This window comes from Mesorhizobium opportunistum WSM2075 (genome assembly GCF_000176035.2).
Taxonomy (GTDB): Bacteria; Pseudomonadota; Alphaproteobacteria; order Rhizobiales; family Rhizobiaceae; genus Mesorhizobium; species Mesorhizobium opportunistum.
Genome location: NC_015675.1, coordinates 859057 through 875647 on the forward strand (window position 1 = coordinate 859057; position 16591 = coordinate 875647).

A 16591-nucleotide genomic window follows, 5' to 3' on the forward strand; every position below is an offset into this window, starting at 1 on the left:
TCGTGCGGTGTCGGCCGATTTCGACAGGTGCCGTGAAAATCTTTCGGCCGTGGCCGCGCCTAGTGCAAGCCGGAAGGTGTCACGCATCCACTCAACCGTTCGTCTAATGGGTAGAATTGCGGGTTGGCATTTGCGGCTCGCTGTCTAAACTTGGCCCGGTTCGCACCGAGGAGGTGGTGCGGTCGATATTTTCAGGGAGGAGACCCGGATGTTCCATTTCAGGACGAAGTTCGTTGCGGCCGGCGCCATGGCGCTGTCGCTTGGCCTCGGCATTGCCGCGGCCAAGGCACAGGAATTCATCAATGTGCTGACCGGCGGCACGTCGGGCGTCTACTACCCGCTCGGCGTGGCGCTGTCGGAAATCTACAGCAAGGGCATCGAGGGCGCGCGCACGCAGGTGCAGGCGACGAAGGCCTCGGTCGAGAACCTCAACCTGCTGCAGCAGGGCAAGGGCGAGATCGCGTTTGCCCTCGGCGATTCCGTCAAGCTCGCCGCCGAAGGCAATGCCGAGGCCGGTTTCCCCGGCAAGCTCGACAAATTGCGCGGCATCGCCGCCATCTATCCCAACTACATCCAGATCGTCGCCAGCCAGGAGTCCGGCATCAAGACGCTTGCCGACCTCAAGGGGAAAAGCCTGTCGGTCGGCGCGCCGGCCTCCGGCACCGAACTCAACGCGCGCGCCATCTTCGCCGCCGCCGGGTTGAAATACGAGGATCTCGGCCGGGTCGAATATTTGCCCTTCGCCGAATCCGTCGAACTGATCAAGAACCGCCAGCTCGACGCCACGCTGCAGTCGGCGGGACTCGGCGTCGCCTCGATCCGCGACCTCGCCACCTCGGTGCCGATCAACGTCGTTGCCGTGCCGGCCGAGGACGTCGCCAAGATCGGCGCGCCCTATCTGTCGGTGGTCATTCCCAAGGGCACTTATGAAGGCCAGAGCGAGGACGTCGCCACCGCCGCCGTCGGCAATTTCCTCATCACCCGCGCCGACGTCTCCGACGAGACCGCCTACCAGATGACCAAGCAGATGTTCGATCATCTCGACCAGCTTGCCGCCGCGCACGCCGCCGCCAAGGGCATCGATCCGGCCAAGGCGCTCGACGGCATGCCGGTGCCGCTGCATCCGGGCGCGGAGCGGTATTACAAGGAGAAGGGGCTGGTGAAGTAGCAGGTTCGCTCGGCTTATCTGAGATGTCTTCGCTAAGCGCCCCCCTCTGCCCTGCCGGGCATCTCCCCCTCAAGGGGGGAGATTGGCCGTTGTTATGTTCTTCGCCAAACCTTGCAAAACCTCCGCCGACATCGATGCCGCCGATCTCCCCCCTCGAGGGGGAGATGCCCGGCAGGGCAGAGGGGGGCGCCTCGCGCTGCAGTTCGCTTGCTTGGGAGTGCGTCGGATGAGCGAACCAGCCGACAGCAAATCCGCCAGTACTTTCCACCTTCCTGTCGCCGAAGAACAAGTCGAAGGCCTGCCGCCGGGGTTCGGCGACGGCATCGCCGGCAAGGCGGCCTTTGTCATCGCCGTCGCCTTTTCCGTCTTCCAGATCTACATCGCCGCCTATGGCAGCCTTCCGAGTCAGGTGGTGCGGGCCATGCATGTCGGCTTCCTGCTGCTGCTCGGCTTTGCCCTGATCGCCAATCTGCGCGCCAAAAGCATGGCCGCCAAAACAATGTTCTGGACGCTCGGCGCGCTCGGCTTCGGCACCGGCCTCTACAACTGGGTGTTCTATACCGACCTCATCCGGCGCTCCGGCTTCCTGACCACGCCGGACCTGATCGTCGGTGCGGTGCTGGTGGTGCTGGTCTTCGAGGCGGCCAGGCGGCTGATGGGATTGCCGCTCGCGACAATCGCCTTCATCTTCCTTGCCTATTGTTTCTTCGGCAACCATTTGCCGGCGCCCTTCATCCATCGCGGCTACGACTTCGCCCAGCTGGTCGATACCTTCGCCTACGGCACGGAAGGCATCTACGGCACGCCGATCTACGTTTCGGCGGCCTATATCTTCATCTTCGTGGTCTTCGCCGCTTTTCTCGAACGCGCCGGCATGATCGCGCTGTTCAACGATTTCGCGCTCGGCCTCGTCGGTTCATGGCGCGGCGGCCCGGCGCAGGTCTGCGTTTTGTCGTCGGCGCTGATGGGGACGATTTCCGGTTCCGGCGTCGCAAATGTGGTGGCAAGCGGCCAGTTCACCATTCCGCTGATGAAGCGCTTCGGCTTCCGCCCGGCCTTTGCCGGCGCGGTCGAGGCGACGTCCTCGATGGGCGGCCAGATCATGCCGCCGGTGATGGGCGCGGTCGCCTTCATCATGGCCGAGACGCTGAACATTCCCTATGCCGACGTGGTCAAGGCGGCGATCATCCCGGCGCTGCTCTATTTCGGCGCCTGCTTCTGGCAGGTGCATCTGGAGGCCGGCAAGGCCGGCCTGCGCGGCATGGCCAAGGCGGACCTGCCCAACCCGTGGGACGCGGTGCGGCAGCACTGGCCACTGGTGCTGCCGCTGGCCGCGCTGATCTATCTGTTGTTCGCCGGCTACACGCCGGTCTTCGCCGGCACGATGGGTCTGGCGCTGACCATCGTGCTCATCCTCGGCACGCCATTGGCGGCGGCGATCGGGCCGCTCGCCTTCCGCATCGTCTTCTGGCTGGCGCTCGGGCTTGCCGCCGCCTCGTTCATGAAGTTCGGCGTCAACGTGCTGGGCCTGGTCATCGCCGCCCTGATCATCGCCTGCGCCACATTCAAGGGTGGGCGCGAGACGCTGCGGATCTGCGTCGATTCACTTGCCGAGGGCGCCAAGAACGCGCTGCCGGTCGGCATCGCCTGCGCCATCGTCGGCATCGTCATCGGCACGCTGACACTGACCGGCATCGCATCGACCTTCATCGGCTGGATCATCTCGATCGGCGAGAACAACCTGTTCCTGTCGCTGGTGCTGACGATGCTGACCTGCCTGGTGCTGGGCATGGGCATCCCGACCATCCCCAACTATATCATCACCTCGTCGCTGGCCGGCCCGGCGCTGCTGTCGCTCGGCGTGCCGCTGGTGGTCAGCCACATGTTCGTCTTCTATTTCGGCATCATGGCCGATCTCACGCCGCCGGTGGCGCTGGCCGCCTTCGCGGCGGCACCGATGGCCAAGGAGAGCGGCCTCAAGATCGGCATCCAGGCGACCAAGCTCGCCATCGCCGGCTTCGTGGTGCCGTTCATGGCTGTCTACACGCCGGCGCTGATGCTGCAGGATGCCGGGCCGATCGCCGCCCAGTTCGGCTATCCCATCGAGGTCGCCTATATCGTCGTCAAGGCGTGCATGGGCATCGTGCTGTGGGGCGCGGCCGCCGTCGGCTTCCTCGCCACGCGCATGGCGTGGTGGGAACGGCTGGTCGCCTTCGCCGCCGGCGTGCTCCTAGTCGCGGCTGTGCCGCTTACGGACGAAACCGGCTGGGCGCTGTCGCTTGCCTGGATCGGCTGGCACTGCTGGCGGGCGCGGCGGGCCAGAGCATGATCCCGAAAAGTGGGATCCGGTTTTCGGAAGAGACCATGCTCAAGCAAAGAAATAGCAGCGCATGAGCCTGTGCATCCTCGCCGCCGGCAAGACGGTGACGCTGGCGATCGCCGCCTTCACGCTGTCCTGGACGCATTCGGTGGAACGGACGCGATGGGAGGAGGACTGGAAGGTGACGCCGTCCGGGCTGCAAGTGGTCGAGGCGCGCATCAAGGGTTCGGGCGCCGGCATGGAACCGCCGGAGGGCGCGGTGCTGAAAGACGGCTGGTGGGTCTATGTCCCGAAGGTTGGGCCGCAGCGTCACGTCTCTCTCGCCGCCTCCGGCGCAACCGGCGGCGGCTGGACGCTGTGCACGGTTCAGGGCTGCCGGGAACTCGGCAGGGAGGCCGGCGGCTCCATCGCGCTGGAGCCATGCGGGTCGGATGGCACGAGCCAGCCGCGATAGCGCACCAACGCCAGTTGCGCGGCGAGATCGCAATCTAGCCAAGGAACCGCCCGCGCAGTTCGGCCGACGGAATGTCGCAGCTGTCCTTCCTGCCGAACAGGGCATAGCGATTCTTGGCGACGCGCTCATAGAGCCAGTCGCGCAGCGGGCGCGGCAGCAGCAACAGCGCCTTGGCCGCGCGCCACGGCCAGCCGAGTTCCGCCATGACGGCGACAAAACTGTCGAGCCGCGTGAAGGCGGCACCGTCGACAAGGACGAGATTGGTTTCGTAAGCGTCGGTGCGCAGCCCGTGCTTCCTGAACAGCGCTTCGCCGAAAGGCGACTGGGCTGTGGCGAAGCGGAAGCGACTTTTGCGGTCCAGCTTGACCACCATGCGCACGAAGCCGGAGCAGAGTACGCAGACGCCATCGAAGACGATCAGCTGACGGCTTGTACCTGACGGCTCAGAGGGACTTGATTGGGCAGATTTGATTGGGGAAGGTCGGTCACGCGGGCCTCGGCTGCTCGTGTCCCCGGACACTAAGCCAGCCGCAGGCGGGGTTAAAGATGTGGCGATGCCGCACGCCGCCCGTCACCGAGGACCCGGTCACCCAGAACGGGACGCTCGGCGCGATAGGTGGTGGCACGCGCGTTGGCACCGGGCCTGCAGATGCGGCTGTTGTGGCGGCTCTCGAACGTCATGGTCAGTGCGCGCCCAGCGACGTGCCGCGACGGGCGCAAGCCGGACCGGGACCGCGCATGTAGTAGCGCTCGGGCCGGTAGGTCGGCGCGACGAATTCGCGGATGGCGGCGGCATAGCCGATGAGGTGCGTGAGGAAGTTCATTTACCCTGTCCCTGTCCCGATTTTCGGATGTCCCTTCCGAATTGCGAGAATGATAGCATCGAGGCGTGAATAGTCGGTGAACGTGATGTTAATTTCTGGTCGAAAACCCGTCGCTTCGTGGCCGGAATGCGGCTGATTCGGGGTGTTTCGGTGCCTTTTGTCGCCATTTCGCTCAGTGTGACTTTTGCATCACATATGTTTCGTTTGAATGTCGCCCGCGCGCGGTTCTGTTTCAATTTCCGCCGCGCCCGTGAAATTTCCGTTCGGGACGCTTCGATGCGGGCCTGACTTCAAGGTGCTCGAACATCAAGCGATCAGGAAACTGGCAAGGAACTGGAGCGCGCGCCATCCGTTCTCACCTTCATCGCGTTCCTGAAGGGAGTTGTCATGGCGCCGCGTCCTGCCTGGAGGGGCTATCTGAAGCTGTCGCTGGTCACCTGCGCCGTCGAACTGACCAATGTCGTCACCCACACCGAAAGGGTGTCTTTCCGCATCCTCAACCGCAAGACCGGCAATACGGTGAAGCGCATTTATGTCGACGCCGAGACCGGCGAGCCGCTTGGCGACGATGACGAGATCAAGGGCTATGAACTCGACGACGGCGATTTCATCCATATCGAGGAAGACGAGATCGAGGCGGTGCAGATCGAATCCTCGCACACGATGAGCCTCGACGGTTTCGTCGACAAGGCCTCGATCCAGCAGGTCTATCTCGATACGCCCTATTATGTCACGCCGGGCGACAAGGTGTCGGAAGAAGCGTTTGCCGTCATTCGCGACGCCATGTCGGGCAAGAAGATGGCCGGGCTGGCGCGCATCGTGCTCTATCGACGCGAACGGCCCGTGGTTATCGAGCCGCTCGGCAAAGGCATGGTGCTGACCACGCTGCGGTATGACAACACGGTGCGCCAGCCTGATACCGTGTTCGGCGAGATCGAGGCGGTGAAGACCGACCAGGAGATGACCGATCTTGCCGAACTCATCATCGACAAGAAGAAGACGAAGTTCGACCCGTCGAAATTCGACGACAAATACGAGGACGCGCTGCTCGAGCTGATCCGCGCCAAGAAGGCCGGCCACAAGGCGCCGAAGGCAAAGGCCGCGCCAAAACCTTCCAATGTCATCAACCTGTTCGACGCGTTGAAAAAGAGCCTGTCGGACTCCGGGTCATCGAAAGCGTCTTCGTCGGCGAAAGCCAGGCCGGCAACCAAACGCGCCAAGCCGAAAACGGCCGCGCCCAAACGCAAATCGGCCTGAGGACCAGAGAAGCCTGAGGACCAGGGAAGCTTGAGAACCAGAAAACAATGGCCGGACTCGAACAGTATCATTCCAAGCGCGACTTCAAGAAGACGTCCGAACCGGCCGGCAAGGTCGCGCGCGGCAAGAAGGGCGAGGTTGGTGGCGGTCTCTTCGTCATCCAGAAGCATGCCGCGACCAGACTGCACTACGACTTCCGCCTCGAGCATGACGGGGTGCTGTGGAGCTGGGCGGTGACGCGCGGCCCGAGCCTCGACCCGCACGAAAAGCGGCTCGCCGTCCATGTCGAGGACCACCCGATCGACTATGCCGGGTTCGAAGGCACCATTCCCAAGGGCGAATATGGCGGCGGCTCCGTCATCGTCTGGGACGAGGGGACATGGGTTCCCGAGACCGACCCGGCCAAGGCGATGAAGAAGGGCCATATCAACTTCGAGCTCAAGGGCCACAAGCTGCATGGCTCATGGCATCTGGTGCGGCTGAGGCCGCGCCCGGGGGAGAAGCGCGACAACTGGCTGCTGATCAAGTCGGACGATGCGGCGGCGCGTCCGGGCGAGGATATCCTCGAGGAGGCGCCGCAATCGGTGAAGTCGGGCCTGACGATCGAGGAGGTCGGCGCGGGCAAGGCCGCCAGGGGCGAGAAACCGAAAGTCTGGCATTCCAACAAGCCGGCCGCCGGCAAGGCGAAGGCCGCGGGCCGGAAACTCGACTTTGTCGAACCGCAGCTTGCCACGCTGGAACGGGAGGCTCCGTCGGGCGAGGACTGGCTGCACGAGGTGAAGTTCGACGGCTATCGCATGCAGGCACAGATCGCCGGCACGGAGGTGCGGCTCTTGACCCGCGCCGGCCTCGACTGGACGGAGAAATTCGGCGGCGAGATCGTTGCCGAACTCGCTCGCCTGAAGTGCAGCGACGCCATCATCGACGGCGAGGTCGTCGTGCTGGCCGACAGCGGTGTCTCGTCCTTCTCATTGCTGCAGCAGGATCTGTCGGCAAAGCGGACAAACCGCTTCATCTACTATGTCTTCGACCTGATGCGCCTCGACGGCAAGGACCTGCGCCGCGAGCCGCTGGTCGAGCGCAAGCAAGCCCTGCAGGAACTGCTCGGCAAGCCATCCGAGAACGCGGCGGTGCGTTTCTCCGACCATTTCACCGAGCCCGGCAAGATCATGCTGGAGCATGCCTGCCGCATGGGACTGGAGGGCGTCGTCTCCAAACGCGCCGACGCGCCCTATCGCAGCGGGCGCGGCCCTAGCTGGGTGAAGTCGAAATGCACGGCGCGGCAGGAATTCGTCATCGGCGGCTATTTGCCGTCGGACAAGACCGGGCGCGGGCTGCGCTCGCTGCTGGTCGGTTATTACGAGGGCGGCAGCCTACACTATGCCGGCCGCGTCGGCACCGGCTTCTCCACCAGGGGTGCCAACGATCTGAAGAAGAAACTCGATGAGCTGAAGGCGAATACCTCGCCGTTCGACGCAGCCGTTCCCAAGGGCAAGGGGCTGGTCTGGGTCAAACCCGAGCTTGTCGGCGAAGTGGAGTTCCGCAGCTGGACATCGGAGCGTATAATACGCCATGCCTCGTTCCAGGGGCTGCGCGAGGACAAGCCGGCGGAGGAAGTCGTGCAGGAAAAGCCCAGGGCGGCGACACCCAAGGAACCAGGGGGCAAGACATCAGGGGGCAAGGAACCAGGAGGCAAGAGCCCAGCCAAGGCGAAATCCGCGCGAAGCGGCGCTGGCAAACCTGCCGGGGCGATGACAACCACGGTAAAACTCTCCCATCCCGACAAGCTGCTGTGGCCCGACGAAAAAATCTCCAAGCAGGGCCTGCTTGATCACTACGCGCAGGTTTGGCCGCGCATGGAGCGCTTCGTGATCAACCGGCCGCTAAGCCTGGTGCGGGCGCCCGATGGCGTCGGCGGCCAGCGCTTTTTCCAGAAGCACGCCTCGGCCGGGATGAGCGACAAGATAGCCCGGATGAAGGACCCGACGGACGGCGAGGAGATCCTGTTCATCCGGGATTTCGACGGCATCGCCGCGCTGGTCCAGTACGGCGTTGTCGAAGTTCATATCTGGGGCTCTACCGTCGACGAGATCGAAAAGCCCGACCAGATCATCTTCGATCTCGATCCCGACGAAGGTGTCGACGTGAAGAAGGTGCGCGAGGCGGCTCTAGACATCAGGGGCAAGCTCGACGAGCTGTCGCTGCCGAACTTCGTCAAGACATCGGGCGGCAAGGGCTATCATGTGCTGGTGCCGCTGAAGCCCTCGGCGGACTGGGACGAGGTCAAGAATTTCGCCCATGATTTCGCCAGGGCGCTCGAGCAGGCCGCCCCCGACCGTTATACGGCGACACTGTCGAAAAAGGCGCGCACCGGGAAAATCTTCGTCGACTATCTGCGCAATGGCAGGGGCGCCACAACAGTCGCGCCCTATTCCTCGCGCGCCAAGAAGGGCGCCACCGTGTCGATGCCGGTGACCTGGGCCGAAATCGAGGCCGGACTGGCGCCCAACGCCTTCCCGATCGGCGACAAGACGACGGCGAAGCAGTTGAAGGAAGCCGACCCGTGGAAGGAATTTTTCAAGGTGGCGAAGGTGTTGAAGCGGGGATAGGTCCGAGACGAAGCCGAGACCTTCCGATGCAAGTGCAACATCAGCAGAATGGCTGACGTAGCGTTCCGTCACACCCCCCCTCTGTCCTGCCGGACATCTCCCCCGCAAGGGGGAGATCGGCTATTTCAAAGTGTCGTTCATTTCTGCAACGTTGGAGATTGGCGAGAGCGCCTAATCTCCCTCCTTGCGGGGGAGATGGCCGGCAGGCCAGAGGGGGGTGCTATCCCGCCAACGACTGCCGGGAGTAGCGCCGCTGAGCCATCAACCCAGAAACACGTTCTCGAACGCCTGCTTTCCCGGTGGTGAAAACACCACCGCGCGGCTGTCCTTCTCGCGGCGCGCCCATTTCTCCAAAAGGATCTTGTCGAGGATCGCGGCACCCAGCGTGCCGGCGAGGTGGGAACGGCGCACGCTCCAGTCGAGGCAGGCGCGGCAGACCGGGCGGCGTGGCCTGGCGCCGACATCGATGCCTATTGCCGCGAAATGCGATGCGGCCGACGGCCCGAGCCTGATTTCCTTGTCGTCACGCTGCAGGATATCTTTTTCGACCAGACGATCGAGCATCGCCACGGCCTGCTCGCCGGCGAGGTGATCGTAGCAGACGCGGGCCACGCGCATGGCGCCGTCGCGCGGGCCTGGCCGCACGCGCTTCGGGCCGACGGCTTCGGCGACCCCGGTGATGGCTTCGATCATGCCTGCCACCTGAGGCCCGGCGAGGCCGTAATAGCGATGGCGGCCCTGGCTGGCCAAGGTCAGCAGGCCGCCCTCCATCAGTTTCGACAGATGCGAGGAAGCGGTCGGCAACGAGACACCGGCTTCCAGCGCCAGTTCGCTCGCGGTCAATGCGGTGCCGCCCATCAGCGCGTTCAGCATGTTGGCGCGGGCCGGATCGCCGACCAGGCTGGCGATGCGGGCGATGTCGGGTCCTTCACGCATAGTTCGTTCCTTATCGAAGCATTCTTGTCAGATAAGCATTATTCTCCGATCAGCTCAAGGAAGCGGCGAAGCACGCCACGAGGGCTCCTGACACGAAACGGCCTAGCATAACCCAAGTGCGCGACGTTTCGACCACGCTCGAACCATTGATGCAACGATCCGAGGAGACGACCATGACCATCACCTGTTTCATCCGCTATGAGATCGACCCGTTCGGCAAGGCTGCCTTCGAGGAATATGCCCGCAACTGGGGCCAGGCCATTCCACGCTGCGGCGCCGACCTGATCGGCTATTTCGCGCCGCATGAGGGCTCGGCCACGACGGCATACGCCGCCTACAATGTCGACAGCCTGGCGGCCTACGAAGCCTATCGCGCCCGGCTTGCCGCCGACCCCGCCGGCAAGGCAAACTACGCGTTCGCCAAGCGTGAACGATTCATCCTCAAGGAGGACCGCATGTTCCTGAAACTGGCTTCCGGCCCGCATGCGCCAAGGCTTGATCCTGAAAAGTTGCAGACTTTTCAGACCGGGATCATGCCAAGGGAAAAGGTGTTGCCGTGATCGCGGTCATCTTCGAGGTCGAGCCGGCCGAGGGCAAACGCGATGCCTATCTCGGCATCGCCGCCAAGCTGCGTCCGCTGCTCGATGGCATCGATGGGTTCATCTCGATCGAGCGCTTCCAGAGTTTGGCCGACCCCGACCGCATCCTGTCGCTGTCGTTCTGGCGCGACGAGGAAGCGGTCAAGGCCTGGCGCAATACGGAAGAACACCGGCAGGCCCAGAAGGCCGGCCGCGGCGGTATCTTTGCCGGCTACCGACTGCGCATCGCGCATGTGATGAGGGATTATGGGCTGACGGAGAGAGACGAGGCGCCGGTCGATAGCCGGGCGGTGAATGGGTGAGGGAGAGGCGCGGTTCTTCCTTCTCCCCTTGCGGGAGAAGGTGGCCGCGCGAAGCGCGGTCGGATGAGGGGTGCTCCAGCTTGGCGATACTCTTCATCCAGACCGTAGGCCTAAATCGCCGACGCCTCACTCCGCGGGAACACCCCTCATCCGTCTCGGCGCTGCGCGCCGATCCACCTTCCCCCACAAGGGGGGAAGGTAAGAAGCTCAGGCATTCCCGATCAGCACGCCCGCGGCGAACACCAGCGCGCCGCCGAGCACCACCTGGAAGGCGGCGCGCAGGAAGGGCGTCTGCATGTAGCGGTTCTGGACGAAAGCGATGGCCCATAGCTCGAAGAACACCACCACGGCGGCAACGCCGGTCGCGGTCCAGAAATGTGGGATGAGATAGGGCAGCGCGTGGCCGAGGCCGCCTGCGGCCGTCATGACGCCGGTCGTGACGCCGCGCTTTATCGGTGAGCCGCGTCCCGAGAGCTTGCCGTCGTCGGAGGCGACTTCGGTGAAACCCATGGAGATGCCGGCGCCGATCGAGGCCGCAAGTCCGACCAGGAAGGTCTGCCAGGTGTCATGCGTGGCAAAAGCCGCGGCGAAGATCGGCGCCAGCGTCGACACAGAGCCGTCCATCAGACCGGCAAGGCCCGGCTGCACATAGGTGAGGATGAATTGGCGCTGCTCGGCCGCCGCTTCTTCGTCCTTCACCTCGCCAGGCACGTGCTTCTGCTCCAATTGCTGAGCCAGCGTCTCGTGCCCTTGCTCGACCGCCGCCAGATGATCGAGCAGTTTGCGCGTCGAAGCGTCGGTGGTACGCTTTGCCGCCTCGACATAAAACAGGTAGGCTTGCCGCTCCATCACCTCGGCCTGGCTGCGCACATTTTCGATCCCGAGCGGCCGGACAAGCCAATCGGGCTTGCGCTCGTAATAGCCTTTCACATGTTCGCGCCGGATCAGCGGAATGCGCTCGCCGAAACGCTTGCGATGAAGCTCGATCAGCGCATCGCGATGGCCATCCTCCTCATGCGCCATCTCCTCGAACATCTTCGCCGATTGCGGATACCTATCCGCCAGCCCATCGGCATAGGCCCGGTAGATGCGCCCGTCGTCCTCCTCGGATGAAATGGCCAGCGCCAGGATCTCCTGTTCGGACAGCGATTCGAAGGGACGGCGGCCGAAGCCGAAAACGCGGGAAAGCATGAGCAAATCACCCTAGTTTAGAATTGTTCTAAACTAGGGTTTGACGGACCCCGGGTCAATCGCGCGCTTGCTCACGGCTCAAGAATTGTTGAAGCCGACGCCGGAGCGTGCCCTTCATTATTGGCAAAGGTTAACCTATATAGTTGAACTCAAGACAAGGATGAGGATCAACGCATGACGAAGCCGCACGCAGAGCATTTCGACCCAAAGCCCGTTCTCGATCTCATTGCCAGCATCGAGGCCGACCTGCAGCGCCTGAAGGGCCTGGTCGAGCAGCAGGTCGAGAAGTTCGACCCCGCCAATCCGCACAACAAAGCCCCGGACGGCAAGCTGACCGAGGAAGGCGTCGAGTGCTGCTACCGCATGTTCGACGAGGGCAAGTCGCGCTATTCGGTCGCCCAGCAGATGAAGATCTCCTTCGCCGCCGCCACCCACCGCTTCAACAACTGGCGCAAGCTGGGCGGGACCAAGAGGCAGCGGACGCTGCTGGGGTGAGAACCCGGTTCGCCGCAGGCAGCGGGACTCCGGCTGCATGCTCTGCGATTGGAAGACAATCAGATATGTCGGCGGGCCAGCACCCCCCTCTGGCCTGCCGGCCATCTCCCCCGCAAGGAGGGAGATCAGACTTCATCTTTGCCTTCGCCAATCTCACACGCCGCAAGGAAGCGGCGGCCTCTAAACTGCCAATCTCCCCCCTTGCGGGGGAGATGTCCGGCAGGACAGAGGGGGGTGTGCCGGCCGCAACGCTGGCGACATTTTGTACCTCGTCATAATCGCCAAATTTTGTAGCGGTTACATCTTTTCGTTGGCGTCGCGCCGGCCTTTGCGTGCACCATGAAGGTGCCACATCTCGCAGGATCCGCCATGACAACCCCTCCCGGCATCGCCGACATCCACGCCGCCGCGGCCCGGCTCTCCGGCCTGATCGTCGAAACGCCATTGATCGAATCGGCCGAGTTCAACAAGCGCTTCGGCGCGCGCATCCTGTTCAAGCCGGAGACGCTGCAGCGCACCGGTTCGTTCAAGTTCCGCGGCGCCTACAACAAGCTGTCGTCGCTGAGCGAGGCGGAACGCGGCCGGGGCGTCGTTGCCTTCTCCTCGGGTAACCATGCGCAAGGCGTTGCCGCCTCGGCCGCCATGTTCGGTGTCAAGGCGGTCATCGCCATGCCCGCCGACGCGCCGGCGATGAAGGTCGGCAATGTCCGCAAGATGGGCGCGGAGGTGGTGCCTTTCGACCGTTTTCGCGACGACCGCATGGCCGTGATCCGCCCTTACATCGAGAAGGGCATGGTGCTGGTGCCGCCCTTCGACGATCCGGCCATCATCGCCGGCCAGGGTACGATCGGCCTCGAACTGATGCGCCAGGCGAGAGCGCTTGGCGTCGGCCTCGACGCGGTGATCGTTCCCTGCGGCGGCGGCGGCCTGTCGAGCGGCATCTCCGTTGCCGTCAAGGATGCTTCGCCCGGCACCGCCGTCTGGGCGGTCGAGCCCGAGCATTTCGACGACACGCGCCGCTCGCTCGCGGCAGGCGCCAGGGTCTCGAACGAGCCGGGCCATGATTCCATCTGCGACGCGCTGCTGACCGCCGAGCCGGGCGTGATCACCTTCGAGATCAACCGCCGGAACCTCACTGGAGCCATCGCCGTCTCGGACCAGGCGGCGGCGCAGGCGATGCGCGACGCCATGGCCTATCTCAAGCTGGTGGTCGAACCCGGCGGCTGCGTCGCGCTGGCGGCGCTGTCGTCGGGCGAGATCGAGCTGTCAGGCAAGAATATCGCGGTGGTGCTGTCTGGCGGCAATGTCGATTTCGGGACGTATGCCGGGATCATGGCGGCGGCTTAGGCGCTCCACGCGGAAGCGTCGCGCTTGAGCACCCCCCTCTGTCCCGCCGACTTCAAAACTTCCCGATATCGCGGCCCCTAATCCAGCGTACGCCTGAACCGGACCAACGCGACGCCGGCAAACAAAACGACAAACACCACCAGCCAGCCAATCTCGGTTGCCACGGCCGGCAGCTCGGCGCCCTTCAGCATCACCGCGCGGGTGATGCGCAGGAAATGCGTCAGCGGGAAGATCTCGCCGAAGGTCTGCGCCCAATCCGGCATGCCGCGATAGGGGAACATGAAGCCGGACAGCATGATCGACGGCAGGAAGAAGAAGAAGGTGAGCTGCAGGGCCTGCATCTGCGTGCGCGCGATGGTCGAGATCGTATAGCCGAGCAGCACCAACGACAGCACGAACACCAGCACCGCCGACAAAAGCAGCGACATCGACCCGGTGAAGGGGATGGCGAACAGAAGCTTCGCCGCCGCCAGCACCACCACCACTTGCACGGCGCCGACCGCCAGATAGGGCAGCACCTTGCCCATCATGATCTCGAGCGGGCTCGACGGCATGGCGAGCAGGTTTTCCATCGTGCCGCGCTCGGTCTCGCGCGTCAGCGCGATCGAGGTCATCATCACCATGGTCATCTGCAGGATGACGCCGAGCAGGCCGGGCACGATGTTGTATTGCGAGATGCCTTCGGGATTGTAGCGCCGGTGCACCACGACATCGAGCTGTCCCCTGGCGGCCTCGGCGGCGGCTTCCTGCATGCCCTGGGCCCTGAGCAGGGCCTGGCTGGCGACGGTGCCGAGCGTGGAGATGGCGCCGCTGGCGACGGCAGGATCGGTGGCGTCGGCCTCGATCAGGATCTGCGGGTTGTCGCCGCGCTCGACCCGCTTGGCGAAGTCGGCCGGTATGGTGACGACGAAGGCGACGTCGCCGCGCGCCATCAGGAACTCGGCCCCCTCGGCGCTTTGCGCGACATGGTCGAAGCGGTAATAACCGGTGGTCTGCAGCGCCGCGACGATGGCGCGCGTGTAGGGGTCGCTGCTGGTCGCCACCAGTGCGGCAGGCAGGCTCTTCGGATCGTTGTTGATGGCGTAGCCGAACAGCACGAGCTGTATCAGCGGCACGCCCAGCATCATGGCGAAGGTGATGCGGTCGCGCCGCATCTGGATGAATTCCTTGATCAGCAGCGCGCCGAGCCTGGCGAAGGAGAAGATGCCGTTCATGCCATGTTGTCCTTCGACCCCGACATGAACTGGATGAAGACATCCTCCAGGCTGGTTTCACCCGGCGCCACCGTCACGCCCTTGTACTCTTTCTCGACATCGGCAAGTGCTGCTTCGAGCTTCTTCCGGTCGGAGCCGACGACATGCAGCGTGGCGCCGAACGGCGCCACCTGGTCGACCCCAGGGCGGCCTTGCAGCGCTTCAGCCACCTGATCGAGCCGCGGACCCTGCAGCACGAAGGTGGTCAGCCCGGCATTCCTGACCACCTCGGCCACGGTGCCGGTGGCCAGCATCTTGCCGTAGGAGATGTAGCTGATGCGGTGACAGCGCTCGGCCTCGTCCATGTAGTGGGTGGAGACCAGCACGGTCAGCCCGCCGCTGGCGAGGCGGTGGATCTCGTCCCAGAATTCGCGCCGCGCCTTCGGATCGACGCCGGCCGTCGGCTCGTCGAGCAGCAGCAGTTTCGGCTTGTGCATGATGCAGGCGGCCAGCGCCAGACGCTGCTTCCAGCCGCCCGACAAGGTGCCGGCCAGCTGGTTGCGGCGCGTGGTGAGGCCGAGCTCTTCCAGCGTCCTGGCGACATGCTCCTCGACCGGCTTCAGCCGGTAGAGCCGCGCCACGAATTCGAGATTCTCGCCGATCGTCAAATCCTCGTAGAACGAGAATTTCTGCGTCATGTAGCCGACTTCGCGTTTGATCCTGAGCGAGTCGGTGCGGATGTTGAAACCCAGCACCGTGCCTTCGCCCTCGTCCGGCGTCAGCAGACCGCACATGATGCGGATGGTGGTGGTCTTGCCCGACCCGTTGGGACCGAGGAAGCCGACGATCTCGCCTTCGGCGACCGACATCGTCACGTGGTCGACGACGGTCTTGTCGCCGAAGCGCTTGACCAGGCCATGAACGTCGATGACATTCATTTTGCCGTTTCCGCAAGATCGACATCGACGATCTGGCCGGGCTGCAGCGGACCCGCATCGCCCTCCGGCCGCGCCTCGACGAGGTAGACCAGCTTCTGCCGGTTCTCCAGCGAATAGATCACCGGCGGGGTGAATTCGGGATCGGGCGAAACGTAGCTGACGCGCGCCTTGACGTCCGCACCGCAGCCGTCGCAATGCACGCTGAGCAGGCTGCCGACCTTGACCGATGAGAAGGCGGCCTCCGGTATATAGACGCTGAGCTTCACCGCCCCGTCGGGCAGCACCGAAATCACCGGCGCGGTCGGACCCGCCGTGTCGCCGGGATTGCGGATGACGTCGTTGACGCGGCCGGGCGAGGGCGCCGCCAATATGCGCTTGGACAACCGCCACTCGGCCTGGTCGAGCGCGGCCTGCGCTTGCTTAACCTGATTGTCGGCGGCCTTGATCGTCTCGGCGCGCGCCGGCAAGCCGCCGACGGCGAGATTGGCCTCAGCCTGGCCAACCTGCGCGTTGGCGGTCTCCAGCGTCGCCGAAGCGGTGTCGTAGTCGGCCTGCGTGCCGGTACCGCGCTTGAACAGGTCGGCGGCGCGGTCGTATTTGCGCTTGGCGTCGTCGGCCTGCGCCTTGGCCATGTCGACCTGGGCCTTGAGCGCGGCGATTTCTTCCGGCCGCTTGCCGACCTGAAGGTCGGCAAGCTGTGCCTGCGCCTGCGCCAGGCTCGCCCGCGCCTGCGCCACCGCGATCTTGGCATCGGCGCTTTCCAGCGTCACCACCGTCGCGCCTGACGTGACGCGGTCGCCGCGCTTGACCGTGACGGTCTCGACCTGCGCCACCTCGATCGGCGCCAGCAGCACATAGTCGCCTTCGACATAGCCGACGGCCAGCGGCGGCGCCGGGGCGCAGGCACCGAAAAGCTGCACGGCGAGCGGCAGCGAACATAGAAAACTCATGGTCTTTG

Annotated in this window: 16 protein-coding genes; 9 read left to right on the plus strand and 7 right to left on the minus strand. The window is 64.3% G+C overall.

All coding sequences use genetic code 11. The annotated features are described in order from the left end of the window. The first annotated feature begins 208 nt into the window (after nucleotides 1–208). The 3 genes from MESOP_RS04015 (at nucleotide 209) to MESOP_RS04025 (ending at nucleotide 3942) form a co-directional block, all read left to right on the plus strand. Complete coding sequence (locus MESOP_RS04015; RefSeq protein ID WP_013892043.1) at nucleotides 209–1168, plus strand: TAXI family TRAP transporter solute-binding subunit; 960 nt, start codon at nucleotides 209–211, stop codon at nucleotides 1166–1168. 226 nt (nucleotides 1169–1394) lie between these two features. After that, nucleotides 1395–3497: a TRAP transporter permease gene (locus MESOP_RS04020; protein WP_013892044.1), complete on the plus strand. Its 2103-nt coding sequence runs from the start codon at nucleotides 1395–1397 to the stop codon at nucleotides 3495–3497. A gap of 61 nt (nucleotides 3498–3558) precedes the next feature. Beyond that, nucleotides 3559–3942: a DUF1850 domain-containing protein gene (locus MESOP_RS04025; RefSeq protein WP_013892045.1), complete on the plus strand. Its 384-nt coding sequence runs from the start codon at nucleotides 3559–3561 to the stop codon at nucleotides 3940–3942. A 34-nt stretch (nucleotides 3943–3976) separates the two neighbouring features. Here MESOP_RS04025 and MESOP_RS04030 read toward each other — a convergent pair whose 3' ends face one another. Continuing rightward, nucleotides 3977–4315 carry a thiol-disulfide oxidoreductase DCC family protein gene (locus MESOP_RS04030; RefSeq protein ID WP_023779921.1) on the minus strand — a complete coding sequence of 113 codons (339 nt, stop codon included), beginning with the start codon at nucleotides 4313–4315 and terminating at the stop codon, nucleotides 3977–3979. Between the two features lie 310 nt (nucleotides 4316–4625). Continuing rightward, a complete protein-coding gene (locus MESOP_RS33265) occupies nucleotides 4626–4766 on the minus strand; it encodes a hypothetical protein (protein ID WP_013892047.1) in 141 nt (46 codons plus the stop codon). 387 nt (nucleotides 4767–5153) lie between these two features. Here MESOP_RS33265 and ku point away from each other — a divergent pair, with 387 nt between their 5' ends. Together ku and ligD are read left to right on the plus strand one after the other, a co-directional pair. Further along, the gene (gene ku, locus MESOP_RS04035) at nucleotides 5154–6023 is read left to right on the plus strand and encodes a non-homologous end joining protein Ku (protein WP_013892048.1); all 870 of its coding nucleotides are present in this window, start codon (nucleotides 5154–5156) and stop codon (nucleotides 6021–6023) included. Nucleotides 6024–6070: 47 nt separating this feature from the next. Next, nucleotides 6071–8632 (plus strand): DNA ligase D, encoded by a 2562-nt coding sequence (gene ligD / locus MESOP_RS04040; RefSeq protein ID WP_013892049.1) that lies wholly within the window; start codon nucleotides 6071–6073, stop codon nucleotides 8630–8632. A 261-nt stretch (nucleotides 8633–8893) separates the two neighbouring features. On the opposite strand, the gene MESOP_RS04045 is transcribed toward ligD, so the two are convergent. Beyond that, nucleotides 8894–9568 carry an ArsR/SmtB family transcription factor gene (locus MESOP_RS04045; RefSeq protein WP_013892050.1) on the minus strand — a complete coding sequence of 225 codons (675 nt, stop codon included), beginning with the start codon at nucleotides 9566–9568 and terminating at the stop codon, nucleotides 8894–8896. A gap of 173 nt (nucleotides 9569–9741) precedes the next feature. On the opposite strand from MESOP_RS04045, the gene MESOP_RS04050 reads away from it, so the two are divergent. Next, nucleotides 9742–10128, plus strand: coding sequence for an NIPSNAP family protein (locus MESOP_RS04050; RefSeq protein WP_013892051.1), 387 nt, complete (start codon nucleotides 9742–9744; stop codon nucleotides 10126–10128). Then, nucleotides 10125–10469: an antibiotic biosynthesis monooxygenase family protein gene (locus MESOP_RS04055; RefSeq protein ID WP_013892052.1), complete on the plus strand. Its 345-nt coding sequence runs from the start codon at nucleotides 10125–10127 to the stop codon at nucleotides 10467–10469. Before MESOP_RS04050 ends, MESOP_RS04055 begins: the two co-directional genes overlap by 4 nt. A gap of 207 nt (nucleotides 10470–10676) precedes the next feature. Here the strand turns inward: MESOP_RS04055 and mbfA are convergent, their stop codons facing one another. Beyond that, entirely contained in the window at nucleotides 10677–11660 is a 984-nt protein-coding gene (gene mbfA / locus MESOP_RS04060) for an iron exporter MbfA (protein ID WP_013892053.1), read from the minus strand. Between the two features lie 174 nt (nucleotides 11661–11834). On the opposite strand from mbfA, the gene MESOP_RS04065 reads away from it, so the two are divergent. After that, nucleotides 11835–12155 (plus strand): hypothetical protein, encoded by a 321-nt coding sequence (locus MESOP_RS04065; RefSeq protein ID WP_013892054.1) that lies wholly within the window; start codon nucleotides 11835–11837, stop codon nucleotides 12153–12155. Between the two features lie 369 nt (nucleotides 12156–12524). Beyond that, nucleotides 12525–13502, plus strand: a complete 978-nt coding sequence (locus MESOP_RS04070) for a threonine/serine dehydratase family protein (protein ID WP_013892055.1) — start codon at nucleotides 12525–12527, stop codon at nucleotides 13500–13502. 77 nt (nucleotides 13503–13579) lie between these two features. On the opposite strand, the gene MESOP_RS04075 is transcribed toward MESOP_RS04070, so the two are convergent. From MESOP_RS04075 to MESOP_RS04085, 3 genes are read right to left on the minus strand one after another with little or no spacing between them, the layout of a single operon-like run. Beyond that, the gene (locus tag MESOP_RS04075) at nucleotides 13580–14716 is read right to left on the minus strand and encodes an ABC transporter permease (protein ID WP_013892056.1); all 1137 of its coding nucleotides are present in this window, start codon (nucleotides 14714–14716) and stop codon (nucleotides 13580–13582) included. Beyond that, on the minus strand, nucleotides 14713–15633 hold the full coding sequence (locus MESOP_RS04080) for an ABC transporter ATP-binding protein (protein ID WP_013892057.1): 921 nt from the start codon (nucleotides 15631–15633) through the stop codon (nucleotides 14713–14715). Before MESOP_RS04080 ends, MESOP_RS04075 begins: the two co-directional genes overlap by 4 nt. Beyond that, nucleotides 15630–16583 (minus strand): HlyD family secretion protein, encoded by a 954-nt coding sequence (locus MESOP_RS04085; RefSeq protein WP_013892058.1) that lies wholly within the window; start codon nucleotides 16581–16583, stop codon nucleotides 15630–15632. The genes MESOP_RS04080 and MESOP_RS04085 overlap by 4 nt, the downstream gene beginning before the upstream one ends. Nucleotides 16584–16591: the final 8 nt, after the last annotated feature.

Bases quoted from the DNA above. Each gene is read 5' to 3' on its own strand.
- MESOP_RS04020 (WP_013892044.1), top strand. From the start codon at position 1,395: ATGAGCGAACCAGCCGACAGCAAATCCGCCAGTACTTTCCACCTTCCT.
- MESOP_RS04030 (WP_023779921.1), bottom strand. From the start codon at position 4,315: ATGGTGGTCAAGCTGGACCGCAAAAGTCGCTTCCGCTTCGCCACAGCC.
- MESOP_RS04050 (WP_013892051.1), top strand. From the start codon at position 9,742: ATGACCATCACCTGTTTCATCCGCTATGAGATCGACCCGTTCGGCAAG.
- MESOP_RS04045 (WP_013892050.1), bottom strand. From the start codon at position 9,568: ATGCGTGAAGGACCCGACATCGCCCGCATCGCCAGCCTGGTCGGCGAT.
- MESOP_RS04075 (WP_013892056.1), bottom strand. From the start codon at position 14,716: ATGAACGGCATCTTCTCCTTCGCCAGGCTCGGCGCGCTGCTGATCAAG.
- MESOP_RS04085 (WP_013892058.1), bottom strand. From the start codon at position 16,583: ATGAGTTTTCTATGTTCGCTGCCGCTCGCCGTGCAGCTTTTCGGTGCC.
- mbfA (WP_013892053.1), bottom strand. From the start codon at position 11,660: ATGCTTTCCCGCGTTTTCGGCTTCGGCCGCCGTCCCTTCGAATCGCTG.
- ligD (WP_013892049.1), top strand. From the start codon at position 6,071: ATGGCCGGACTCGAACAGTATCATTCCAAGCGCGACTTCAAGAAGACG.
- MESOP_RS04080 (WP_013892057.1), bottom strand. From the start codon at position 15,633: ATGAATGTCATCGACGTTCATGGCCTGGTCAAGCGCTTCGGCGACAAG.
- MESOP_RS04065 (WP_013892054.1), top strand. From the start codon at position 11,835: ATGACGAAGCCGCACGCAGAGCATTTCGACCCAAAGCCCGTTCTCGAT.
- ku (WP_013892048.1), top strand. From the start codon at position 5,154: ATGGCGCCGCGTCCTGCCTGGAGGGGCTATCTGAAGCTGTCGCTGGTC.
- MESOP_RS04025 (WP_013892045.1), top strand. From the start codon at position 3,559: ATGAGCCTGTGCATCCTCGCCGCCGGCAAGACGGTGACGCTGGCGATC.
- MESOP_RS04070 (WP_013892055.1), top strand. From the start codon at position 12,525: ATGACAACCCCTCCCGGCATCGCCGACATCCACGCCGCCGCGGCCCGG.
- MESOP_RS04015 (WP_013892043.1), top strand. From the start codon at position 209: ATGTTCCATTTCAGGACGAAGTTCGTTGCGGCCGGCGCCATGGCGCTG.
- MESOP_RS33265 (WP_013892047.1), bottom strand. From the start codon at position 4,766: ATGAACTTCCTCACGCACCTCATCGGCTATGCCGCCGCCATCCGCGAA.